A 22,374-nucleotide genomic window follows, 5' to 3' on the forward strand; every position below is an offset into this window, starting at 1 on the left:
CCTGCCCGCTAGCCGCTCAGGTTGAAGTTGCCGTTGGAGCCGTAGATGGCCAGCGAGATCAGCAGTGTCACCGACACCACCACGATCAACGACGTGCGCACGGCATTGCCCACCGCGACCCCGACACCGGAGGGTCCTCCGGTCGCGAAGTATCCGAAATAGGTGTGGATCAACAAGATCGCGATGGCCATCAAGATGGCCTGCAGGAACGACCACAACAGGTCGATCGGGTTGAGGAAGGTGTTGAAGTAGTGGTCGTAGAGACCGCTGGACTGCCCGAGCAGCACGGTGGTGGTGAACTGGGACGCCAGGAAGGACAGGATCACCGCGATCGAATACAGCGGGGTGATCGCGATCATGCCGGCCACGATCCGGGTGCTGACCAGGTATTCGACGGGGCGGATCGCCATCGCCTCCAGCGCATCGATCTCCTCGTTGATGCGCATGGCGCCCAACTGTGCGGTGACACCGGCACCGAAGGTGGCCGCGAGCCCGATCCCCGCGACGACCGGCGCGGCGATGCGTACGTTGATGAATGCCGCCAGGAAGCCGGTCAGCGCCTCGATGCCGATATTGCCCAGCGAGCTGTAACCCTGGATCGCCAGGGTGCCACCGGTGGCCAACGTCAAGAATCCGACGATCACCACGGTGCCACCGATCATGGCCAGAGTTCCCGCGCCCATGGAGATCTCGGCGATCAGCCGGATGACCTCCTTGCGGTAGTGCAGTGCCGCGTGGGGAACGCCGGAGATCGCCCGGCCGTAGAACAAGGTGTGATCGCCGATCCTGGACAGCAGCGACACCGGTTTGCGCGCCTGCGCCGCCAGACGAGGGTATGTGGACCGAAGTACCACCAGTGAGCCCATCAGATCATCCCGTCGTCAATCGAATGCCGATGGCCGTCACCACGACGTTGATCACGAACAGGGCCATGAAGGCATAGACCACCGTCTCGTTGACCGCATTGCCGACCGCCTTCGCGCCGCCGCCGGTGATCGTCAGCCCGCGATAGCAGGCCACCAGTCCGGCGATCAGCCCGAAAAGTGCCGCCTTCACGCAGGAGATGATCACCTCGGGCACCCCCGTCAGCAGGGTGATACCGGCCGCGAACGCGCCCGGGTTGACGTCCTGGATGAACACCGAAAAGGTGTAGCCGCCGAGGATTCCGATGATCACCACCAGGCTGTTGAGCAGCAATGCCACCAGCCCGGAGGCCAGGATTCGCGGGGTGACCAGGCGCTGGATCGGGTTGATGCCCAGCACCTCCATGGCGTCGATCTCCTCGCGGATGGTCCGCGAGCCCAGGTCCGCACACATCGCGGTGGCACCCGCGCCGGCCACGATCAGCACCGTGACCATCGGGCCGATCTGGGTGACGGCACCGAACGCCGCCCCGGCACCGGACAGGTCGGCGGCGCCGAGTTCACGAAGCAGGATGTTCAGCGTGAAGCTCACCAGCACGGTGAACGGGATGGCCACCAGCAGGGTGGGTGCCATCGACACCCGGGAGATGAACCAGCACTGCTCCAGGAACTCCCGACCGTAGAACGGGCGCTGGAAGGCATAACGAAAGGCGTCCGCGCCCATCAGGAACAGCGCACCGACGGCCTGCATCGGGCCCGACAACCGGCGTATCTGGCCTATCCCTGGCGACCATTTATCCGCCATGCGCACCGGGTCCTTCCAAGATCGTGACTGCTGCTACCGCCGTCGGGCCGCCGACGTTGTGCGCCAACGCGACTCGGGCTCCGTCGACCTGGTTGGTGGCCTCGCCGCGCAACTGCTCGAAAAGCTCAACGCACTGTGCCACACCGGTGGCACCCGGCGGATGCCCTTTGGCTTTCAAACCCCCACTGGGATTCACCGGTAGCGCTCCCCCGACGCTGGTGACCTCCGCCTCGGCGAGTTTGTAGCCGTCGAACCGCTCTGCGAAGCCCAGATCTTCATAGCTGATCAGCTCGATCCCGGTGAAGAAATCGTGAACTTCGGCCACGTCGATATCCGAAGGCGTCAGGCCGGCCATCCCAAAGGCTTGCTTGGCCGCCCGAACGGTGGCCGGGAAGGTGGTCAGATCGTCCTTGTGTTGGTGCATCACCGAATCCAGCCCCAGCCCCACACCACGGATCCAGACGGGCCGGTCGGTGAACCGGTCCACGACGTCCTCGGCCGCGATCACCAGAGCAGCCGCACCGTCGCTCTGCGGGGCGCAGTCGTAGACGTGGAACGGGGTGACGACCACCGCGGCCTGCATCGCCTGCTCGACGGTGATCTCGAATTGCAGCCGGGCCTTCGGGTTACGCGCACCGTGCCGATGGTTCTTCACCGCGATCATCGCCAGATGCTCACGGGTGGCCGGTGATTCGTGCAGGTAGCGGCGGACGTGCAGCGCGAATCCCGCCGGGGCGACCAGCCCCAACGGGTAGTCCCAGGCCTTGTCCCGAGCCATCGCCTCCCACTCCCACAGCATGTCCGCCGAGGTGGTGTCGCGCAGTTTGTCCGCGCCCATCACCAGTGCGACGTCATAGGCGCCGGAGGCGACCGCGAACAGGGCGTTGCGCACGGCGTCATTGCCGGTGGCGCAGGAGTTTTCGATCCGAGTGACGGGCAGGTCGGGCAGGCCCAGCGTATCGGCGAGGATGCCGGCCGGGAATCCGTCGGCGGTGCCCATCGACCCGTACCAGGCGGCCTGCAAGTCGAACTTGTCCAGCCCCTTGTCGATGCTGCGCACACAGTCGGCGAAGGCCAACGGCAGCAGATCCTTGAGTCCGAGCGCGAAATGCTCCCCGAAGGTGGTCATCCCCGCGCCGACGATGGCGACGTTTCTCATGACCTCCCCTCCGTTGCGCAGGAGAGCCTATCGAATGGTTTACGGTAAAGGTGCCCATATTGGTGGAATCCACTCGGCGCCGCGCGGCGCGCGCTCACGCAGCCGCCTCGTCGGGGGCGAAGGCGTACCCGTAATCGGGTACGCCGGAACGCATCGCGACCCGACGCAAGGCCATCCGGCCGCGGTCCCCGATGTCCACCGTGCCCGGTTCCACCCCGGTCACCTTGACCAGGGTGCGCACCCCGACACCATCGAGTTGGACGATCACCAAGGAGTAGGGCGTGCGTAGACCGGGAACCGGTACGTGCACCGTCACCTCGGTGTAGACGGTACCGGTGCGCGGCAGCGGCACCAGCGCGTAGTCGGTGGCCAACGTGCCGTCGCGGGCGACCCGGAACCGCGGCGGGAAGTCCAACTCGTCGCTGCCCGCGAAGGTGCCCGCCTCCCACCGCACTTTCGCCTCGAAGGCGCGCTCGTAGGCAGCCAACGAGATCGGGATGTCGCTGCCCTTCACACAGGTGTACGTCGGCACCGGGCGCGCCGGTGTTTCACGACGTCGGATGACGGCCTGCCCACCGCCGACCGTGAGCCCGGACAGCAGGGCCTGTTCGACGGCGACCAGCGCCCCGGCACGGCCCGCCGCGGCCATCCCGGCGAGCGCAAAAATGCTGGCACTGGCTCCCATCGTGGGTAGCAGCGGCGGATCGGGCAGGCAGAGTTCGAGGGCGCGGTCATGGCCGACGCCGGCCACCGCAGCCGGGGTGTCCAACCAGGCCGCTTCCAATGAGGCGATCAGCCCGCGTTCGTGCAGCAACCGCGGATCACCGTAATCCTGCACACCGCCGGTCTCGGTCCGGGTGCGCACCGGCAGGCTGCGCGCCACCCGCGCGGCCGTGCGTACCCGCAGTCCGTCTTCGGCGGTCACCAGCGCCGCCGCGCCGGCCGGGTCCAGATCCACCCCGATGATCAGGGTCCGGGGACGAGCCGAACTGACCGCGTCCGCGGTCGCCGGTGCGCCGCCGAGGCGCTCGTCTACTTCGAGCTCGGGATCCAGGCCGAGGCCGGCCAACAACACCGCGGCGTTGCTGCTCTCGACCAACGGCAGACTGCGGGTGACGAGCACGACCCGCTCGACGGCGGCACCGGATTCCAGTGCGGCACGGCCCGCTTCCACCGCCAGGGTGATGGCGTCCTCGTCATCACCGGGCACCCGGTGCCAGGGTGTGCCCCAGCACGGCAGGTAGGTGCCGATCGATGAAACGTAGGGCATGGGCTGTGTGTGTACCTTTCCGGGCTGGTGGTTAAGTGACGGCGCCTGCGGTCTTGAGCTCGATGATGCGATCCCAGTCCAGACCGAGCTCGAGCAGGATCTCGTCGGTCTGCTCGGCGAAGCCGGGTGCGGGTCCGCTGGTGGGTGCGGCGACGTCGAACTGCACCGGGTTGGCCACCAGTTCGAGATCGCCTGCCTGCACCAGGTATTCGTTGGCCCGGATCTGTGCGTCCTGGGCCGCCTGCAGGGTGTCCTGCACCGGGGCCCACGGGCCGGCCAGTGTCGAGAACCGTTCACTCCATTCCGGCAGCGTCCGTTTCTGCATTGCCTCGGTGAGGATCTCGTTGGCGGCCGCGGTGTTCTCGGCGATGGACTCGGCCGTCGCGAACCGCGGATCGTCGATCAGATCCTCCAGATCCATGTGCCGGCACACATCGGCCCAGAACTTTGTCGGCTGCATCATCACGAAGGAGATGTAGCGGTCATCGGCGGTCGGATACAGGCCGACAAGCGGGTTGAACGGCGAACCCTGCGTCCCCGGCGGAAACGCCTCCATGCGCTCGTTGAGGTGATTGGTCAGTGCGACGGTGTGGCCCATGGACCACAGCCCGCTCCCCAGCAGCGAGACGTCGACCACCGAGGGTTCACCGGTGCGCTCCCGTTTCACCAGTGCCGCGGCGATCCCGCCGGCCAGGTTGGTCCCGGAGATGGTGTCGCCGTAGGCAGGTCCCGGCGGGCCGATCATGCCCGGCATGTCGGGCGGGGTGATGGTGCGTGCGGTGCCGGCGCGGCACCAGAACGCGGTCATGTCGTAGCCGCCCTTGCCCGCCTCGTCACCGCGCGGACCCAGGGCGCTGCCGCGGGCGTAGATGATGCTCGGATTGACCGCGCGGATGTCCTCGACGTCGATCCCGAATTTGGCACGGTGTCCGGGCAGGAAGCTGGTCAAGAACACATCGGCGCGCTTGGCGAGTTCCAGCAGCACCTCGCGACCTTCGGGCACCGACATATCCAGACCGACACTGCGTTTGAGCCGGTTGGCATGTTCGATATTGGGATTGGGATCACCGTCCACCCGCAGCAGACCGGTCTGACGCAGTCCACGCTGCGGGTCACCGGTGACGGCATGTTCGACCTTCACCACATCGGCGCCCCATTCGGCGAGCACCGCGCCGGCCGACGGCACGAAGCCGTACATGGCGACTTCGAGGACCCGGATCCCGTCCAGCGGCTCCGACATCAGCTCACCACCGTCGCGAACGTCTTGGACTCCAGGAACTCATCCAGGCCGGCCTTGCCCATCTCCCGCCCGATGCCGGACTGCTTGAAGCCGCCGAACGGGCTGTCCGGGCTGAAGTAGTTGCCGCCGTTGATGGAGAACGTCCCGGTGCGGATCCGGCGTGCGATTCCCAGCGCCCGTTCCTCGCTACCGAACACCGCACCCGACAGTCCGTAGATGGAGTTGTTGGCGATGCGCACCGCGTCGTCGTCGTCTTCGTAGGCGATGACCGCGAGGACGGGCCCGAAGACCTCCTCCTGGGCGATCTCACTGTCGGGGTCGACATCGGCGAGCAGGGTCGGGGTATAGAAGTAGCCCGGGTCGACCTTCTCGCCGCCGGTCACCAGCGTCGCGCCGGCATCGACGGCCCGCTGCACCATGGCGTCGACCTTGTCGCGTTGTTTCTCGCTGATCAGCGGCCCCATGTAGGTGCCCTGCGCCGTCGGATCGCCGTACCGGACCAGGCCGAAGTTGTTCTTGATCATCTCGACCAGCTCGTCCTTGTGCTTGGCGGGCACCAGCAGACGGGAGGTCAGCGCGCAGCCCTGGCCGGCATGGGTGACCATGCTGAACGCGGAGAACAGTGCGGCCGTGTTGAAGTCGGCGTCGTCGAGGACGATGGCCGCGGACTTGCCGCCGAGTTCCAGGAACACCTTCTTCAGGGTCGAGCTGGCGGCGGCCATGATGGCCCGGCCGGTCGGGGTCGATCCGGTGAAGGTGACCATGTCGACGTCCGGGTCGGTCGTCAGCACGGCGCCGACCTGAGGGTCGGCACCGCTGATGACGTTGACCACGCCGGCCGGGATGTCGGTGTGATTGGCGATCAACTCGCCGAGGGCCAGCGTGATCAGCGGGGTGTCGGGGGCGGCCTTGAGGATGACGGTGCACCCGGCGGCCAGCGCAGGCGCCAGCTTCGCCAACGCCAGCTGGTTGGGATAGTTGTAGGCGATGATGGCCGCGACGACGCCGGCGGCCTCCTTCTCTACCCAGCGATGGTGCTGCATACCGCGACTCTCGATGTTGCCGAGGTCCTCGGTGAACGGATAGTCACGCAGCAGGTTGAGGTAGTACTCGACGATCGCGATCGGCTGGTCGAGCTGCGCACCCTGGCACAGCGCGGGTGTCGCGCCGACCTCGGCGATGGTCAGCGCTGCCAACTCGTCGCGGTGCTCTACCAGGGCCGCGTGGAACTGCTCCAGGCAGCGCACCCGCATGGCCACATCGGTGGCCCAGCCCGACTCGTCGAAGGCACGGCGCGCGGCGGCGACGGCCGCTTCGGCATCGGCCACCGAGGCATCCGGCGCGTACCCGAGCACGTCACCGGTGGCGGGGTTCAGTGATGCGAAGGTGCGGGCGGTTTCGACCAGCTGTCCGTCGATCAGCATCCGCCGGTCGACCGTGGTGGCGGCGGTGCCGTTGTGGGCGTCGATCGTGGGGGTCGCGGGGTGCGAAGACATCAGGCTCCTCAGTGTGATGGAAATTTCATTCTCATCAACGGCGAATACTACATCCGGTGGATGAGAACGCAAGAAAGCGTAGACGTGCTAGTCGTATGGCTCGAGCTGCGTAACGGCCCTAAGTTTTGTTTCCCGATCCGAGACGGAGAGTCTTGCGATAACGCCCACGCCGAGAGTACGGTTCTCATAATCGGAAGGATGATTCTTGAGATCGTCGCCACATCCAGCTCGCATCAGGGAGGCCCACAGGTGAAGAACGCTGTCGTGACCGGCGGCGGGTCAGGTATCGGACGGGCCATTGCCGACCGGCTGCGCGCCGACGGCTACAACGTCGCCACCCTGGACCTGAACCCGACGGATACGCCGAACGCATTCATCGCCAACGTCACCGATCGTGCGGCGGTCGACACCGCGCTCGATGCCATCCGCGCGCAGCTCGGGCCGATCACCATCCTGGTGAACGCGGCCGGGCTGGACAGCTTCCGGAAGTTCACCGACACCTCGTTCGAGCAGTGGCAGCGCGTCATCGACGTCAACCTCAACGGCGTCTTCCACTGCGTACAGGCCGTGCTGCCGGAGATGATCGAGGCCGGCTGGGGTCGCATCGTCAACATCTCCTCGTCCAGCACGCACTCCGGCCAGCCGTACATGGCGCCCTACGTCGCCGCCAAGTCCGCGGTCAACGGGCTGACCAAATCGTTGGCGCTCGAATACGGGCCGATGGGCATCACGGTCAACGCCGTCCCGCCGGGGTTCATCGACACCCCGATGCTGCGCAAGGCCGAGGACCGCGGCTTCCTGGGCGACACCGACAAGCAGATCGAGCAGACCCCGGTGCGCCGGATGGGCAAGCCCGAGGACATCGCAGCCGCCTGTGCCTTCTTCATCTCCGAAGAGGCCGGCTATATCACCGGACAGATCCTGGGCGTCAACGGCGGCCGGAACACCTAAGAGCGGGAAGGGATTATCGAGTGGGTAATACAAACGGCCGGGTGGCCGGAAAAGTAGCCTTCATCACCGGCGCTGCCCGCGGGCAGGGCCGCAGCCACGCGATCCGGCTCGCCGAAGAGGGCGCCGATATCATCGCCGTCGACATCTGTAAGAACTACGACACCGTCGGCTATGCCATGGCCACCCCCGAGGACCTGGAAGAAACCAAGAACTACGTCGAGAAGACCGGTCGGCGCATCGTCACCGCACAGGCCGACGTCCGTAACGAGGCCGAACTGCGTGGGGCGCTGGAAGCCGGCCTGGCCGAACTCGGCAAGGTCGACATCGTCGTCGCGCAGGCCGGTATCGCCGCCATGAAGGGCCAGCCGGCGATGCAGGCCTGGACCGACGGCATCAACACCAACTTCGTCGGCACCATCAACGCCATCCAGGTCGCGCTGCCGCACCTGACCGAGGGCGCCTCTATCATCGCGACCGCGTCGGCCGCGGCACTGATGGACGCGCACAACAAGCCGAACCCCGGCAACGATCCCGGCGGCATGGGCTACATGGTCAGCAAGCGGTTCATCTCGGAGTACGTGCACTACCTGGCCACCGAGCTGGCCGTGCGCGGCATCCGGGCCAATGTGATCCACCCGACCAACTGCAACACCGACATGCTGCAGAGCGAGCCGATGTACCGCTCGTTCCGTCCCGACCTGCCGAATCCGACCCGCGCCGACGCCGAGCCGGTGTTCAGCGTGCAGCAGGCGATGAAGGTCAACTACATCGAACCCGAGGACATCACCAACGCGGTGCTGTGGCTGGCATCCGACGAGTCCCGATTCGTCACCGGTATGCAGCTGCGCGTCGATGCCGGCGGCTACCTCAAGTGGTACGACTACCACGTCTGACCTGGAAGGGGTTGATACAGTGAAGGTTTCGGTCGATGGAAGCCGCTGCCAGGGCCACACCCTGTGCGCGATGATCGCCCCCGACTCGTTCGAACTCGACGATGTCGACGGCCACGCCTCGCCGGCTTCCGAAGTTGTGCCCGCCGATCAGGAGGACGCGGTCAAGGAGGCCGTCCACTCCTGCCCCGAGCAGGCAATTGTCATCGAATGACGCTGCCGCCCATGCAGACAACGCCATCAAAGAGAGGACGCCATGACCATCGATGACGTCTCGACCGACGACGATCGCAAGAAGAACACCTACCACTTCGATCGGCACACCCCGGAATACCGGCTGCAGTTCCAGGACATCACCGAGGAGATGCAGGCCAAGTGCCCGCTGGCATGGACCGACGTCTACGACGGGCACTGGGTGGCCGCCGACAGCAAGCACGTCTTCGAACTGGCCCGCTGCCCGGTGGTGTCCAACCATCACGACATCTCCGGTGAAACACCGTTCAAGGGCATCACCATCCCGAAGGCCAGTCGGGCCACCGTCGTGCGTGGCGGAATCCTGGAGATGGACGAGCCCGAGCACAGTGCCTATCGCGGCGCACTGAACCCGTACCTGTCGCCGGCGGCGATCAAGCGATGGGAACCGTTCGTCGACGAGATCACCCGTGCCGCCCTGGACGAGCACATCGAGACGGGTCGGATCGATTTTGTCGACCACCTGGCCAATGTGGTGCCCGCGGTGTTCACGCTGGCAATGATGGGCCTGGACCTGAAGAAGTGGAACGTCTACAGCGAGCCCACCCACGCCTCGGTATACACCCCTGAGCACGCGCCCGAACGCGAGAAGATCAACGAGCAGCACCGCGAGATGGGCATCGACATCATCAACAACATGATGGCGATCCGGGAGAACCCGCGCCCCGGGCTGGTCAACGCCATGCTGCAGCTGCGCATCGACGGCGAGCCGGCACCGGACATGGAGATCCTGGGCAACCTCGGTCTGGTGATCGGTGGCGGTTTCGACACCACCACCGCGCTGACCGCACACGCACTGGAATGGCTGGGTGAGAACCCCGAGGAGCGCGAGCGGCTCTCCCGCGATCGCGACGCGTTGTTGAACTCGGCCACCGAGGAGTTCCTGCGGTTCTTCACCCCGGCCCCCGGCGACGGCCGTACGTTCGCCGAGGACGTCGAGGTCGACGGGCAGAAGTTCAAACAGTACGAGCGGCTGTGGCTGTCCTGGGCGATGGCCAACCGCGACCCGGCGGTGTTCGACCAGCCCAACGACCTGATCATGGATCGCAAGGGCAACCGGCACTTCAGCTTCGGTATCGGCGTGCACCGCTGCGTGGGCTCCAATGTCGCGCGCACCGTGTTCAAGTCGATGCTGACGGCGGTGCTGGACCGGATGCCCGACTACACGTGCGATCCCGAGGGCACCGTGCACTACGACACCATCGGTGTGATCCAGGGCATGCGTAATCTGCCGGCCACCTTCACCCCCGGGAAGCGCCTGGGCCCCGGCCTGGACGAGACCCTGGAGAACCTGCAGCGCATCTGCAATGAGCAGGAACTCGCCCGGCCGATCACCGAACGCAAGGAAAAGGCCGTCATCGACTGGAAGTGAGCCGACCCGGCAATCCGGCTCCCCACCTGCTGAGCAGGCGGGGAGCCGGAGTCGTTTCGGTCGTGTTCGCCCTGGGTAAAGGACTTGCGTGGATCAACGGCGATCCTGTTAGCCTTTTGTTCAAAGGGATCTGTAACAAATTAGATGTCCTCCACGACATGGAGGATGTCGCCCGAATCAGTCGGGTGGGGAAAGGTATAAACCACATGCTCAAGGTGTCGCGCACGAAGCTGGCCGTCGTGATCGGCGGTCTCGCTCTTTCGGTGCCGATGTCGGTCGGGGTCGCCTCTGCCCAGCCCGACCTCAGCGCCGTCGTCAACACGACCTGCTCCTACGACCAGGTGATGGCTGCGATGAACGCGCAGCAGCCCGACCTGGCTGCTCAGTTCAACGCTCAGCCGATGGCGCTGGGGATGCTGCGGACCTTCCTGTCCTCGGGCCCGGTCGAACGCCAGAACACGGTCAACCAGATCGCCGCCTATCCGGGCGCCGCGAGCTACCTGGGTGCCGTGCAGAACCTCGCGGGTACCTGCAACAGCTACTGATCGCAGACGCACGAAAACGTCCCGCCCTCCGGTCTGGAGGGCGGGACGTTTTTTCGTGATGGCGGTCAGCCCCGCGGCAGCCCCAACACCTGCTGGGCGATGATGTTGCGCTGGATCTCCGAGGTACCGCCGGCGATGGTGCCCGAGAAGCTGCGGGCATACCGCTCGAACCAACTGGCGTAATAGTGGTCCAGGTTCATGTGCGCGTACGGCCCACTGAACGACGGGTGGATCAGCCCCTCGGAACCGGCCGCGACGAGCGCATTGTTCGACGCCCGCAATTCGGCCTCGGCGCCGAGCAACTTGGGTACCGACACCGATGCGACATCGACCTCACCGCGCGCGGCCTTGGCCAACCCGACCGACCCGAGCAGCCGCAGCGCCTGGTAGTCCATGATGGTGCTGGCCAGCTGATCGCGCTCCATTGGGGTGGACGGTTTGAAATCGCCGATGGAGTTGGCGATCCGGTCGGCGAAACCCAGCCACATCATGGTGCGCTCGTGGCCCAGTGAGCCGTTGGCCACCTTCCAGCCACCGTTGAGCGGCCCGACCAGGTTCTCGGCGGGCACCCGGGCGTCGGCGAAGAAGACCTCGTTGAAGTCCTTGTTCTCCTCACCGCAGATATCGGCGAACGGCCGGCACACCACGCCCTCGGTGTCGGTCGGGATGATCAGGACGCTGATGCCCTTGTGCTTGGCAGCGTCCGGATCGGTCCGCACGAAGGTCAACAGCCAGTCGGCGTCATGGGCACCCGAGGTCCACACCTTCTGACCGTTGACGACGAAGTCGTCCCCGTCGCGAGCGGCCTTGGTGCGCAACGACGCCAGGTCCGATCCGGCACTCGGCTCGCTCATACCCAACGAGGCGGTCTTCTCGCCGCGCAGCACCGGCACCGCCCACTTCTGCTTCTGCTCTTCACTGCCGAACGAAATCAGCGATGCCGCAATGATGTTGACGCCCTGCGGATTGAAGCTGTGGTAAATGCGGCGGCGGCAGAGTTCTTCCAGGTGCACGTAGGTCTGCAGCACGGTGGCGTTGCGACCGCCGAACTCGGGAGGCTGCGCCGGGAGCAGCCAGCCGTTGTCGAACAGCAGCCGCTGCCAGTCGCGGGCCCACTGCGGCATGTGCGACACCGAGCGCGGACGCTCCAAAGTGTCTGCGGCAGAGGGCAGGTGCTCGTCGAGGAAGGCCGAGAACTCGGCGCGGAACTCCTCGACATCGGCATCAAATTCGAGTTGCATCAAACTCCTCGGCGATGAGAGCGCGGTGTTGCGCGGCGCCGCCGAGCAGAAGCTCGCCGGCCTTGGCCCGCTTCAACGCGAACTGAAGGTCGTTCTCCCAGGTGAAGCCCATGGCCCCGAAGGTCTGCAGGCCGTGCTGGAACACCAGGGTCTGGCACTCCCCCGCACTGGCCTTGGCCATCGCGGCGGCGATCCGCCTGCGCGGATCATCGGCAGCGATGGTCAACGCGGCGAAATAGGACAGTGCACGGGCCCGTTCGATCGCCACATACATATCGGTGGCCTTGTGCTGGATGGCTTGGAAAGAACCGATCGGCACCCCGAACTGGTACCGACTCTTGGCATGTTCGAGCGCGAGATCCAGAACACGCTGGCAGGCCCCCACCATCGTGACCGCCATACCCATCAGCGCCACGTGGCGGGATCGCTCGATCAGCGTCAACGCCGCCGACGGATCGAGGTCCAGCCGGTCGGCCTCTTCGACGCGAACCCGGTCGAAGTTCACCTCGCTGACATGCAGTACCGGGTCGAACACATCCCTGCGCCGCGCCGTCGCGATGTCGGCGCCGACCACGAACACTCCGGCCGCAGTCACCACCGCAAGCTTGTCGGCCCGGTCTCCGTCGAGCACGAACTTCGAGGTGCCGTCCAGAACCCAGCCGTCGCCGGCCCAGTTTGCGCTGACACCGTCATAGACCGCCGCACCCGCCAGAGCCGGGTCGAAGCGATCCCCGGCCAGCGGGGCGAACTGCGACAGCGTGGCCAGGAACGGCGTCGGGTCGGTGGCCCGCCCCAGTTCCTCGAGCACGATCGCGAGCTCGACCGCGTTGTCCGGGTCGGCCAGCTCGGTCCAGCCGGCCTCCAGATAGGACCGCCAGAGCGGCTCGGCGCCGTCCTGTTTACCCTCTGCAATGCTGCGCACCAGCGAGGCCGGGCATTGTTTGCCCACCGCATCGCGCACCGTCTCCTGCCAAAGACGCTGATCAGCGTCGAACTCCAGCAGCATCCGGACCTCCCGCCTGTCATCGTTCCGTCGCGACGAGAATAACATTCTCGTCATCGGTGTCATCATTCTCCGATAGTCACTATGCGATTCCGCCATCCGGGCGCTACGCAACTGACCAGCAGACACCCTCACCAGCGGCGATGTAAGCGAACCGCTGGAGAACATTATTCTTGCTATCGAAGAACAAGGATCTACACTGGGTGCGGGACGGCCGACCTGTGCGCAGTTGACGGTGGCCGCAGACGCTAAGGATGGATCAGACGTGAAAGACCTGCCGGACGGTGAAGGTGGCGTCGTGTGCACACCCGTCATCGACGCCAGCGTGCACATCTTCATGCAGTCGAACAAGGACCTGCGGAAGAACTTCCTGCGTGAACCGTTCAGCAGTCGCGGCTTCCCCGATTACGAGATGGATTGGTACGGCGCGCCCGGCGGCGAGTACCTGCGCGATGCCAAGGGACCGAACCGCGAGTACCCGGGTTCCGACGTCGGACTGGTCGCAGCGCACCTGTTCGACGATCGCGGGGTCGATGTGGCGGTGCTGCACCCGATGACCCGCGGCATCATGCCCGACCGTCATCTCGGCACCGCCATCGCGTCCGCGCACAACGAGATGATGGTGACCCGGTGGCTCGATCATCCAGAGCACGGCAACAGGTTCCGCGGCACCATCCGCGTCAACCCCGATGACATCACCGGCGCACTTCGCGAGATCGAGACCTATAAGGATCACCCGCGCGTGGTCCAGATCGGCATCCCACTGCAGTCGCGTGAGCTGTACGGCAAGCCACAGTTCTGGCCGCTGTGGGACGCCGCCGCCGCGGCGGATCTGCCGGTGGCGGTACACATCGAGGTGGGCGCCGGAATCGCCTTCCCGCCCACGCCGTCGGGCAAGACCCGCACCTACGAGCAGTACCTGTCCTTCATGGGACTGAACTACCTCTATCACCTGATGAACATGATCGCCGAGGGCGTCTTCGAGCGGACTCCGGACCTCAAGATGGTCTGGGCCGACGGTGCGGCCGACATGCTGACACCGTTCATGTGGCGGATGGACTGTTTCGGCAGGCCGCATCTGGAACAGACACCGTGGGCCCCGAAGATGCCCAGCGACTACCTCCCGGGCCACGTGCACTTCATCCAGGGCACCTTCGACGGACCAGGCGATGTCGACTTCGCCGGCGAGTGGGCCGGTTTCACCGGCAAGAACGACATGGTGATGTTCGGCTCCAGCTATCCACACTGGGATGCCAACGAACTGAGTGTCCCGGCCGCCTACAGCGCGGAGCAACGCGACAAGTTGTGCTGGCGCAATGCCGCCGAGCTCTACGGCATCGAAATCACTGCGGCTTCCCCCGTCGTAGGCGCACAGTAGAGGTATCGAGGAGGCAGTCATGACCACGACAACCAATCCGCGCGTCGCGTCGACCGAGCGTATCGCCGTACGTTGTGTCGATTCCGATGTGCACCCGATGCCACGACGCGGCGAGCTGGTCGAGTACATCCCGGAACCGTGGCGCAGCAAGTACTTCACCAATCACGCCGTCGGTGATCAGATCTACTACGACGCACCCGATTACGCGCACTCCTACGCCATGCGGTTGGACGCCTTCCCACCCGACGGCGAATTCGCCTGCAGCGATCCCGATATGGCGTTACGGCAGGCGATCATGGAGGCCGGCTGCGATATCGCGATCCTGGAGCCGACCCACGGCGAGTCGCGGCTCGCCGAGGCGACCCAGGCCTACTGCATCGCCACCAACCAGTGGCTGGCCGACAACTGGTTGGACAGCAAGAACAACTGGCACGAACGGTGGCGCGGGTCGATCTGCATTGCCATCGAGGACCAGCCCGGAGCGGTCCGCGAGATCGAGAAGTGGGCCGAACATCCGTTCATGTCCCAGGTGCTGGTCAAGGCCGAGCCCCGACCCTCCTGGGGCGACCCCATCTACGACCAGATCTGGTCGACCGCCACCAAGTACGACATCCCGGTGAGCTGCCACCTGTCCCGTGGTGTCTACGAGACACTGCCCATCCCGCCGGTCGGACTGCCCAGCTACAACCACGACTTCATGGTCACCTATTCGCTGTTGGCGGCCAACCAGGTGATGAGTCTGATCTTCGATGGTGTCTTCGACCGACATCCCACGCTCAAGGTCGTCTTCATCGAGCATGCCTTCACCTGGATCCTGCCGCTGATGTGGCGGATGGATGCCATCTACGCCAAGCGTAAGTCGTGGCTGGACATCAAGCGCAAGCCCAGCGAGTACGTCAAGGATCACATCAAGTTCAGCACTCAGCCGCTGGACTATCCCGAGGACAAAACCGAACTGACCCGCGCGTTCGAGATGATGGAGTGCGAAAAGATCCTGCTGTACTCCAGCGACTACCCGCACTGGACCTACGACGACCCGCGCTGGCTGGTCAAGCACCTGCCCGAACACGCCCGCGAGGCGATCATGTTCCGCAACGGCATCGAGACCTACAAGCTGCCCGAGACCGTCCCGGTCCTCGAGGGCCAGGTGCGGGTGTTCTGAGTTGACCGAACAGCAGACGCCCGGGCCGGCGGCAGGGCGTGAGCCCAGGCTCGCCCAGGGACGCGAACACGTGGTCGCCACCGTCGACGAGATCCCGCACGGTGCACATAAATTGGTGCCGATCGGCCGGCACGGCGTCGGCGTCTACAACGTCAACGGGACCTTCTACGCCATCGCCAACTACTGTCCGCACGAAGGCGGCCCGCTGTGCGCCGGGCGAACCCGGGGGCTCAACATAGTCAACGATGACGTACCGGGAGACGCGGTCATGGTGCGCGACAAGGAATATATCTTCTGCCCCTGGCATCAATGGGGTTTCGAACTCGCGACGGGCACCACCGCGGTCAAGCCCGAGTGGAGCATCCGCACCTATCCGGTGCGGGTCGTCGGCAACGAAGTGCTGGTGCAAGCGTGACCACTACAGAATCCGCGCTGGTGCTGGCCCCCGGTGAACAGTCCATAGAGATCAACGGCGGTGACGTCGTCTACGAAATTCTGGGCGAGACAGGCGATCTTATCGCGCTGACCCCAGGCGGCCGGTTCAGCAAGGACATCCCGGGGCTGCGTCCGCTCGCCGAGGCGCTGGTGGCCGGCGGATACCGCGTGCTGCTGTGGGACCGGCCCAACTGCGGTAAGTCCGCCGTGCAATTCTACGGCGAGAGCGAATCGCACATGCGCGCCGAGACGCTGTACAAGCTCGTCACCGCGGTGCACGACGGCCCGGTCATCATCCTGGGCGGCTCCGGCGGCGCCCGCGATTCGATGCTCACCACCATGCTCTACCCGGAGATCGTCCGGAAGCTGGTGGTGTGGAACATCGTCGGCGGTGTCTACGGGTCCTTCGTACTGGGTGGTCACTACGTGATCCCCAGCATCCTGGCCGTCCGTGGGCTCGGTGTCGAAGGGTTGCTCAACGTTCCCGAGTGGCGCGAGCGCGTCGATCAGAACCCGGACAACCGGGATCGTCTACTCGCGCTCGATGCCGACGCCTATCTCAAGGTCATGCTGCGTTGGCTGAACGCCTTCGTGCCGAAGCCGGGGCAGACCATCCCCGGCGTGTCCGACGAGATGTTCGACAACATCACGGTGCCCACCCTGATCATCCGCGGTGGTGCGGGCGATTGGGACCATCCCAAACGCACCTCACTGGAGGTGAGCTGCCTGATCAAGGGCTCGACCCTGATCGATCCGCCCTGGCCCGAGGATGCCTGGGAGCGGGCCGGCGAGAAGTTCGCCCAGAGCGGCGGAAAAACGTTCTGTCTCTTCGACACCTGGGTGCAGGCCGCGGCGCCGATCCTCGACTTTCTGGGCGCACCTTGACGGACTCAGGTCACCAGGATGCGTACCTCGCTGTTCAGCGAGGCCTCCAATGCGGTATGGATCCGGCTCTCCGGTACCCGCTGCAGGTCCGCACGGGTCAGGGTCACCTCGACCACATCCCAGCCCGCGCCGCTCGGATACCGGTGCACCGTGCCGGTCAATCCGAATCCCGCGAGCACGCCATGGGCGTCGTCATCGGTGCCGCGACTCACGAAGGTCAGCACACCCGGCTCCACGGGATGACGGAATGCACTGGTGCACAACGCCACCACCGTGTCCTGCAGCGTGTCGGCATCCTCGCCGGCCAGCAGCACCTCGACCTCGCGCCGGTTCACCGGTACTGCGGTCAGATCCGCGTCGACCACCTCGGCGCCGGCCGCCGCCGCCAGTCCCTGGAGCGCGGTCATGCCATCGGCTAGTTCGGTGGGCGTCAGCAGCCCCGACGGATCGATGTCCACGCGCACCACAGCGGTTCTCACGGCCGTCAGCCTAACGGTGGAAAGGAACAACCCCGCATGACAACCACCGCAACCGATCTCACTGTCGCGGCCTGGCCCGGTCTCACCCCGCGTCTGCTGCGCAGCGCCGTCGGGCGCGAATCGGGCGAGGAGTATCGCGCCCAAGGCGGCTACCAGCCGTTGACCGACTCCCAGGCGTTGCTCGACGCCGTCGCCGAGGCCCGCATCCTCGGACGCGGCGGCGCAGCATTTCCGATGGCCGTCAAACTCTCCACCGTCCGCGCGGCCGCGTCGCGCGGTGTCGACACCGTCCTGGTCGCCAATGGCGAGGAGGGTGAGCCCGCCTCGGTCAAGGACCGTTGGCTGCTGCGCAACCGTCCACATCTGGTGCTCGACGGTGTCCGGCTCGCCGCCCAGATCGTCGGGGCCCGCCACGCACATGTGTACGTCTCCGACCGCCTCGCAGCCGACGCCGTGCGGACTGCGCTCACCGAACTCACCACCGCCGTGCTCGACGGGGTGACGGTCAGCGTGCATACCGTGACACCCGGCTATGTGGCCGGCGAGGAATCGGCCGCGGTACGCGCGATCAACGGCGGCCCCGCCAAACCGACCGACAAACCGCCGAGGGTGTTCGAGGAGGGTGTCGGCGGTCTGCCCACCGCGGTATGCAATGTCGAGACGTTGGCCAATCTTCCCTTCGTGCACGCCCACGGCGTCACCACGTACCGCGAACAGGGCACCGACGGCTCCCCCGGGACATTCCTGGCCACCGTGACCGGCGGTGGTCGACCACCCGGACTCTACGAACTTCCGTTCGGTGTTCCCTCGTCGGATCTTCTTGCACTACACGGCATTCTGGAGGACAAGGTCCGCGGGGCACTGATGGGCGGCTACTTCGCAGGGTTGCTGGACCGTCGGATTCTGGACACCACGTTGGACCACGAGTCCCTGCGGGCGGCGGGCAGCGGCCTGGGCTGCGGCGCGGTGTCGGTGCTCACCGACGAATGCCCGATCGCAGTCGGCGCGGCGGTACTGGCCTACTTCGACCGGGAGAACGCGGACCAGTGCGGATCGTGTTTCAACGGCACGGCGGCCATGGCAGCGGCGGCCGCGGCACTGCGTGACGGCGCGGCCGACACCGACGATCTCGCACGCCTGCAACGGTGGTCGGTGGTGCTGCGCAACCGCGGTGCCTGCGCGACGCTGGACGCCGCATGCAACATCGCGGCGAGCATGTTGGCAATGTTCGGCGACGATGTCGCCCGCCTGCTCGACGGCGGCGCACGTGACACCGTGTACGACGCGGTACGGCCCTTCGAGGTGGAGTCCCTGTGAGCGACAAGATGCGCATCAAACTGGACCGCACATTGTGCGACGGATTCGGGATCTGCGCCAAACATGCCCCCGAGTACTTCTCGCTCGATGACTGGGGTTACGCGGTGCTGGTCGGCGATGGCGACATTCCCGAGCAGGACCGCCCGGCCGTCCTTCGCGCTCTGCTCGATTGCCCGGTTCACGCCATCATCGAGCTGTCCGATGCGCCCCCGCCCACCGTGAAGGCCGAGCCCGACGTGGCCGACCTGCACACCGCAGCCACACCGTTGGACGTGACTCGATGAGTCGACTTCCGCTGCCGCAGCTGACCTTCGAGAACGAATTCTTCTGGACCTCCGGCGCCGACGGGGTGCTCCGCATCCAGGGCTGCGACGACTGCAAATCGCTGATCCACCCGCCACAGTCGGTGTGCCGATACTGCCGCAGTCACAACCTGAGCCCGCGGGAAGTCTCCGGGCGCGCCGTGCTGTCAGCCTTCACCGTCAACGAACGCTTCGCCATCCCCGGCCTGCAACCGCCGTATGTGGTGGCACAGGTCGCCATCGAGGAAGATCCACGGGTTCGGCTGACCACCAACATCATCCACTGCGATCCCGCCGAGCTCGAACTCGGCCGTGTCGTCGAGGTGGTCTTCGAGCAGAACGATGATGTCTGGCTGCCGCTGTTCCGGCCGACCGCCGAGCCCGAGGCCGGGCCGCTGCCCGAGGACGAGATCGCCCCGCAGGACTTCGCCCAGTTCGTCCGGCCACGACTGACCAAGGAGAAGTTCGAGGACGCCGCGGCCATCACCGGGATCGGCGCCTCCAAACTCGGTCGGCGGCTCATGGTTTCACCGCTGTCGCTGACCCTGGAGGCCGCCGAGGCCGCCATCGCCGACGCCGGCCTGACGCTGGCCGATATCGACGGGCTCTCCACGTATCCCGCCATGGATGCGATGGGGATGGGCGAGGGCGGTTGCACGGCCTTGGAGAACGCCCTCGGAATCCGCCCCACCTGGATCAACGGCGGCATGGACACCTTCGGCCCCGGTGGTTCGGTGATCGCCGCGGTGATGGCGGTGGCGACCGGGATGGCCCGCCATGTGCTGTGCTTCCGCACCCTGTGGGAGGCCACCTTCAACCAGCTGATGAAGGAGGGCAAGGTCTCCCCGCCCGGCGGTCCCCGGGTCAACAACTGGCAGGCGCCGTTCGGCGCCACGTCGGCCGCGCACACCCTGGCGCTCAACGCCCAGCGGCACTTTCACCGATACGGCACCACCAAGGAGACGCTCGGCTGGATCGCGCTGAATCAGCGCGCCAACGCCGCTCTGAATCCGACGGCGATCTACCGCGGCCCGATGACCATGGACGACTACCTCGGGGCGCGGCCCATCACCACACCCTTCGGGCTGTACGACTGCGATGTGCCGTGTGACGGAGCGGTGGCCGTCGTCGTATCGGCCGTCGACGCCGCTGCTGACGCGCCGAAGCAGCCGGTCTATTTCGAAGCCGTCGGCACCCAGATCATCGAGCGCACCGACTGGGATCAGACCACCCTCACCCACGAGCCGCAGGTGCTCGGGCAGGCCGCCCATCTGTGGACCCGGACCGACCTGCGGCCCGGCGACGTCGATGTCGCGCAGCTCTACGACGGGTTCACGTTCAACTGCCTGTCCTGGTTGGAAGCCCTGGGGTTCTGCGGTATCGGCGAGTCGAAGGACTTCCTCGACGGCGGCACGGCGATCGCCCGCGACGGGGTGATCCCGCTGAACACACACGGTGGCCAGCTGTCGCACGGGCGGACGCACGGTATGGGCCTGATGCACGAGGCCGTTTCGCAGCTGCGCGGTGAGGCCGGCGACCGACAGGTCGCCGGCGCCAAGGTCGCCGTGGTGAGCAGTGGTGGCCTGACCCCCAGCGGCGTGGTGCTGCTACGGACCGATGGCTGATTTCGAGCCGGCAATGAACATCGGCCCGCGCGTCGTCCTGGTCGACGTCGTGCCGATGTCGGCCCGTGTCGCCACCGTCGCCGAACCACGGGCCGTCATCGTCGCGATCCACGGCGGCGCCACCTCGTCGGCATACTTCGACTGCCCCGGCCATACCGAGCTGTCACTGTTGCATACCGCTGCCGCACAGGGTTTCACCGTCATCGCGCTGGACCGTCCCGGCTACGGCGCATCGGCGCTGTATCAGGATGTGATGGAGACCCCCGCTCAACGTGTCGCGCTGGCTCTCGGCGCGGTCGACAAGATCCTGGCCGACGGACCACGCGGGGCGGGCTTGTTCGTCCTCGCGCATTCACTGGGATCCGAACTGGCGCTGCGGACCACCGTCGATCGCGACGATGTCATCGGTGTCGAGCTGGCCGGCACCGGTTTGCGGTACCGGGCTGCGGCACACGAGATCCTCAGCCAGGCCACGCTGACCCGCCGCCCGGTGGGCCTGCGCGAATTGTTGTGGGAACCATCCGAGCTGTACCCGGCCGAGGTGCTGACGGGGGCGCTGTCCGCACCCGGGGTGGCCTACGAGGGGCCCGTGACGGCGAACTGGTCACGGCGGGACCTCCCTGATCTCGCCGGCCGCGTGCGGGTCCCGGTGCGGTACACCGCCGCCGAGCATGAACGGGTCTGGGACACGTCACCGTCGGCACTGGCCGAGATCGCCGCATTGTTCGCCAGCTCACCGCGGGTGGTGATCGACGAGATGCCGGGCAGCGGTCACAATCTCAGCGTCGGGCATTCGGCGCAGAGCTATCACCTGCGGGTGATGTCGTTCATCGAGGAATGTATCGCCGCCGATTCGGGCGGCCAGGTCGAAGCGGAGGCTGGTTGATGCGTGTTGGTTTCATCGGACTGGGCAGTCAGGGTGGGCCGATGGCCCGACGCATCGTCGAGGGCGGATTCGAGCTGACGTTGTGGGCCCGCCGGGCGGCATCGGTGGAGCCCTACGCCGACACCGCCGCCAAGGTGGCCGTCACCCCTGCAGATCTGGGCGCGGCAAGCGATCTCGTGTGCCTATGTGTCGTCGGTGATGACGATGTCCGTGAGGTGTTGACCGGCGAGGACGGTGTACTGGCTGGCATGGCCCCGGGCGGGATCATCGCCATCCACAGCACGGTTCATCCGACCACCTGCGCCGAGATCGCCGATATCGCTGCCGCCAAGGGTGTTTCGGTGATCGATGCACCGGTCAGCGGCGGCGGCCCCGCGGTCGAGGCAGGCACCCTGCTGGTGATGATCGGCGGTGCGGAGGCCGATGTGGAGCGAGCGCGACCGGTGTTCACCACCTACGCGGATCCGATCGTGCATCTCGGCCCGCTCGGCAGCGGCCAGGTCTCCAAGATCCTCAACAATCTGCTCTTCACCGCCAATCTCGGTGCCGCGATGAGCGCATTGGAACTCGGCGAGTCCCTCGGTGTGCCACGGGCCCGGTTGTGTGAAGTGATCACCCGGGGGTCGGCGACCAGCAAGGCGTTGTCGAGCATCGCTGCCTTCGGTGGGTCCTTGGACAACCTGGCCCCGATCGCCGGCGCCCTGCTGCAGAAGGATTGCCGGCATGCCGCGACGCTGGCCGACAAGGCCGCCGCGCCCGAGGGCGCGGTGTTCGATGCCGCGGATGCCGCGCTGCACCTGATGGACCACCCGCGCTGA

Annotated in this window: 23 protein-coding genes; 14 read left to right on the top strand and 9 right to left on the bottom strand. The window is 66.1% G+C overall.

Going from position 1 to position 22,374, the window contains the following annotated elements; genetic code table 11:
• Positions 1-8: 8 nt before the first annotated feature.
• From ACLBYA_RS20035 to ACLBYA_RS20060, 6 genes are all read right to left on the bottom strand, one after another.
• Entirely contained in the window at positions 9-866 is an 858-nt protein-coding gene (locus ACLBYA_RS20035) for an MlaE family ABC transporter permease (RefSeq protein WP_447711184.1), read from the bottom strand.
• A 4-nt stretch (positions 867-870) separates the two neighbouring features.
• Positions 871-1,668: an MlaE family ABC transporter permease gene (locus ACLBYA_RS20040; protein ID WP_447711185.1), complete on the bottom strand. Its 798-nt coding sequence runs from the start codon at positions 1,666-1,668 to the stop codon at positions 871-873.
• Positions 1,658-2,827 carry a thiolase C-terminal domain-containing protein gene (locus tag ACLBYA_RS20045; RefSeq protein WP_447711186.1) on the bottom strand — a complete coding sequence of 390 codons (1,170 nt, stop codon included), beginning with the start codon at positions 2,825-2,827 and terminating at the stop codon, positions 1,658-1,660. Before ACLBYA_RS20045 ends, ACLBYA_RS20040 begins: the two co-directional genes overlap by 11 nt.
• 94 nt (positions 2,828-2,921) lie before the next feature.
• Complete coding sequence (locus ACLBYA_RS20050; RefSeq protein ID WP_447711187.1) at positions 2,922-4,097, bottom strand: OB-fold domain-containing protein; 1,176 nt, start codon at positions 4,095-4,097, stop codon at positions 2,922-2,924.
• A 31-nt stretch (positions 4,098-4,128) separates the two neighbouring features.
• On the bottom strand, positions 4,129-5,337 hold the full coding sequence (locus ACLBYA_RS20055; protein ID WP_447711188.1) for a CaiB/BaiF CoA transferase family protein: 1,209 nt from the start codon (positions 5,335-5,337) through the stop codon (positions 4,129-4,131).
• Positions 5,337-6,833 (bottom strand): aldehyde dehydrogenase family protein, encoded by a 1,497-nt coding sequence (locus ACLBYA_RS20060; protein WP_447711189.1) that lies wholly within the window; start codon positions 6,831-6,833, stop codon positions 5,337-5,339. Before ACLBYA_RS20060 ends, ACLBYA_RS20055 begins: the two co-directional genes overlap by 1 nt.
• A 249-nt stretch (positions 6,834-7,082) precedes the next feature.
• On the opposite strand from ACLBYA_RS20060, the gene ACLBYA_RS20065 reads away from it, so the two are divergent.
• The 5 genes from ACLBYA_RS20065 (at position 7,083) to ACLBYA_RS20085 (ending at position 10,843) form a co-directional block, all read left to right on the top strand.
• Entirely contained in the window at positions 7,083-7,784 is a 702-nt protein-coding gene (locus tag ACLBYA_RS20065; RefSeq protein ID WP_447711190.1) for an SDR family NAD(P)-dependent oxidoreductase, read from the top strand.
• Between the two features lie 20 nt (positions 7,785-7,804).
• Entirely contained in the window at positions 7,805-8,677 is an 873-nt protein-coding gene (locus ACLBYA_RS20070; protein WP_447711191.1) for a mycofactocin-coupled SDR family oxidoreductase, read from the top strand.
• A gap of 19 nt (positions 8,678-8,696) precedes the next feature.
• Positions 8,697-8,888: a ferredoxin gene (locus tag ACLBYA_RS20075; protein WP_447711192.1), complete on the top strand. Its 192-nt coding sequence runs from the start codon at positions 8,697-8,699 to the stop codon at positions 8,886-8,888.
• Between the two features lie 42 nt (positions 8,889-8,930).
• On the top strand, positions 8,931-10,298 hold the full coding sequence (locus tag ACLBYA_RS20080) for a cytochrome P450 (RefSeq protein ID WP_447711193.1): 1,368 nt from the start codon (positions 8,931-8,933) through the stop codon (positions 10,296-10,298).
• 62 nt (positions 10,299-10,360) lie between these two features.
• Positions 10,361-10,843, top strand: a complete 483-nt coding sequence (locus ACLBYA_RS20085; protein WP_447711194.1) for a hemophore-related protein — start codon at positions 10,361-10,363, stop codon at positions 10,841-10,843.
• 65 nt (positions 10,844-10,908) lie between these two features.
• Here ACLBYA_RS20085 and ACLBYA_RS20090 read toward each other — a convergent pair whose 3' ends face one another.
• Together ACLBYA_RS20090 and ACLBYA_RS20095 are read right to left on the bottom strand one after the other, a co-directional pair.
• Entirely contained in the window at positions 10,909-12,084 is a 1,176-nt protein-coding gene (locus tag ACLBYA_RS20090) for an acyl-CoA dehydrogenase family protein (protein ID WP_447711195.1), read from the bottom strand.
• Positions 12,068-13,090, bottom strand: coding sequence for an acyl-CoA dehydrogenase family protein (locus tag ACLBYA_RS20095; protein ID WP_447711196.1), 1,023 nt, complete (start codon positions 13,088-13,090; stop codon positions 12,068-12,070). The genes ACLBYA_RS20090 and ACLBYA_RS20095 overlap by 17 nt, the downstream gene beginning before the upstream one ends.
• A 262-nt stretch (positions 13,091-13,352) precedes the next feature.
• Here ACLBYA_RS20095 and ACLBYA_RS20100 point away from each other — a divergent pair, with 262 nt between their 5' ends.
• Genes ACLBYA_RS20100 through ACLBYA_RS20115 form a run of 4 tightly spaced genes read left to right on the top strand, consistent with a single transcriptional unit; the run spans position 13,353 to position 16,947 of the window.
• On the top strand, positions 13,353-14,465 hold the full coding sequence (locus ACLBYA_RS20100; RefSeq protein WP_447711197.1) for an amidohydrolase family protein: 1,113 nt from the start codon (positions 13,353-13,355) through the stop codon (positions 14,463-14,465).
• 19 nt (positions 14,466-14,484) lie between these two features.
• Positions 14,485-15,627 (top strand): amidohydrolase family protein, encoded by a 1,143-nt coding sequence (locus tag ACLBYA_RS20105; RefSeq protein ID WP_447711198.1) that lies wholly within the window; start codon positions 14,485-14,487, stop codon positions 15,625-15,627.
• 1 nt (position 15,628) lies between these two features.
• Entirely contained in the window at positions 15,629-16,042 is a 414-nt protein-coding gene (locus ACLBYA_RS20110) for a Rieske (2Fe-2S) protein (RefSeq protein WP_447711199.1), read from the top strand.
• A complete protein-coding gene (locus tag ACLBYA_RS20115; protein WP_447711200.1) occupies positions 16,039-16,947 on the top strand; it encodes an alpha/beta fold hydrolase in 909 nt (302 codons plus the stop codon). Before ACLBYA_RS20110 ends, ACLBYA_RS20115 begins: the two co-directional genes overlap by 4 nt.
• Before the next feature lie 5 nt (positions 16,948-16,952).
• Here the strand turns inward: ACLBYA_RS20115 and ACLBYA_RS20120 are convergent, their stop codons facing one another.
• Entirely contained in the window at positions 16,953-17,426 is a 474-nt protein-coding gene (locus ACLBYA_RS20120; protein WP_447711201.1) for a hypothetical protein, read from the bottom strand.
• Positions 17,427-17,462: 36 nt separating this feature from the next.
• Here ACLBYA_RS20120 and ACLBYA_RS20125 point away from each other — a divergent pair, with 36 nt between their 5' ends.
• The 5 genes from ACLBYA_RS20125 to ACLBYA_RS20145 are packed head-to-tail and all read left to right on the top strand — an operon-like array spanning position 17,463 to position 22,374.
• Entirely contained in the window at positions 17,463-18,743 is a 1,281-nt protein-coding gene (locus ACLBYA_RS20125) for an NADH-ubiquinone oxidoreductase-F iron-sulfur binding region domain-containing protein (RefSeq protein ID WP_447711202.1), read from the top strand.
• The gene (locus ACLBYA_RS20130) at positions 18,740-19,027 is read left to right on the top strand and encodes a ferredoxin (protein ID WP_447711203.1); all 288 of its coding nucleotides are present in this window, start codon (positions 18,740-18,742) and stop codon (positions 19,025-19,027) included. The genes ACLBYA_RS20125 and ACLBYA_RS20130 overlap by 4 nt, the downstream gene beginning before the upstream one ends.
• Complete coding sequence (locus tag ACLBYA_RS20135) at positions 19,024-20,670, top strand: thiolase C-terminal domain-containing protein (protein ID WP_447711204.1); 1,647 nt, start codon at positions 19,024-19,026, stop codon at positions 20,668-20,670. The genes ACLBYA_RS20130 and ACLBYA_RS20135 overlap by 4 nt, the downstream gene beginning before the upstream one ends.
• On the top strand, positions 20,663-21,556 hold the full coding sequence (locus tag ACLBYA_RS20140) for an alpha/beta hydrolase (protein WP_447711205.1): 894 nt from the start codon (positions 20,663-20,665) through the stop codon (positions 21,554-21,556). Before ACLBYA_RS20135 ends, ACLBYA_RS20140 begins: the two co-directional genes overlap by 8 nt.
• A complete protein-coding gene (locus tag ACLBYA_RS20145; protein WP_447711206.1) occupies positions 21,556-22,374 on the top strand; it encodes an NAD(P)-dependent oxidoreductase in 819 nt (272 codons plus the stop codon). Before ACLBYA_RS20140 ends, ACLBYA_RS20145 begins: the two co-directional genes overlap by 1 nt.

It is taken from the genome of Mycobacterium sp. C31M, from assembly GCF_053345865.1.

Excerpts from the sequence above, each read along its gene's own strand:
- ACLBYA_RS20045 (WP_447711186.1), bottom strand. The coding sequence starts at position 2,827 with ATGAGAAACGTCGCCATCGTCGGCGCGGGGATGACCACCTTCGGGGAG.
- ACLBYA_RS20105 (WP_447711198.1), top strand. The coding sequence starts at position 14,485 with ATGACCACGACAACCAATCCGCGCGTCGCGTCGACCGAGCGTATCGCC.
- ACLBYA_RS20145 (WP_447711206.1), top strand. The coding sequence starts at position 21,556 with ATGCGTGTTGGTTTCATCGGACTGGGCAGTCAGGGTGGGCCGATGGCC.
- ACLBYA_RS20055 (WP_447711188.1), bottom strand. The coding sequence starts at position 5,337 with ATGTCGGAGCCGCTGGACGGGATCCGGGTCCTCGAAGTCGCCATGTAC.
- ACLBYA_RS20040 (WP_447711185.1), bottom strand. The coding sequence starts at position 1,668 with ATGGCGGATAAATGGTCGCCAGGGATAGGCCAGATACGCCGGTTGTCG.
- ACLBYA_RS20135 (WP_447711204.1), top strand. The coding sequence starts at position 19,024 with ATGAGTCGACTTCCGCTGCCGCAGCTGACCTTCGAGAACGAATTCTTC.
- ACLBYA_RS20125 (WP_447711202.1), top strand. The coding sequence starts at position 17,463 with ATGACAACCACCGCAACCGATCTCACTGTCGCGGCCTGGCCCGGTCTC.
- ACLBYA_RS20050 (WP_447711187.1), bottom strand. The coding sequence starts at position 4,097 with ATGCCCTACGTTTCATCGATCGGCACCTACCTGCCGTGCTGGGGCACA.
- ACLBYA_RS20095 (WP_447711196.1), bottom strand. The coding sequence starts at position 13,090 with ATGCTGCTGGAGTTCGACGCTGATCAGCGTCTTTGGCAGGAGACGGTG.
- ACLBYA_RS20035 (WP_447711184.1), bottom strand. The coding sequence starts at position 866 with ATGGGCTCACTGGTGGTACTTCGGTCCACATACCCTCGTCTGGCGGCG.
- ACLBYA_RS20080 (WP_447711193.1), top strand. The coding sequence starts at position 8,931 with ATGACCATCGATGACGTCTCGACCGACGACGATCGCAAGAAGAACACC.
- ACLBYA_RS20140 (WP_447711205.1), top strand. The coding sequence starts at position 20,663 with ATGGCTGATTTCGAGCCGGCAATGAACATCGGCCCGCGCGTCGTCCTG.
- ACLBYA_RS20060 (WP_447711189.1), bottom strand. The coding sequence starts at position 6,833 with ATGTCTTCGCACCCCGCGACCCCCACGATCGACGCCCACAACGGCACC.
- ACLBYA_RS20090 (WP_447711195.1), bottom strand. The coding sequence starts at position 12,084 with ATGCAACTCGAATTTGATGCCGATGTCGAGGAGTTCCGCGCCGAGTTC.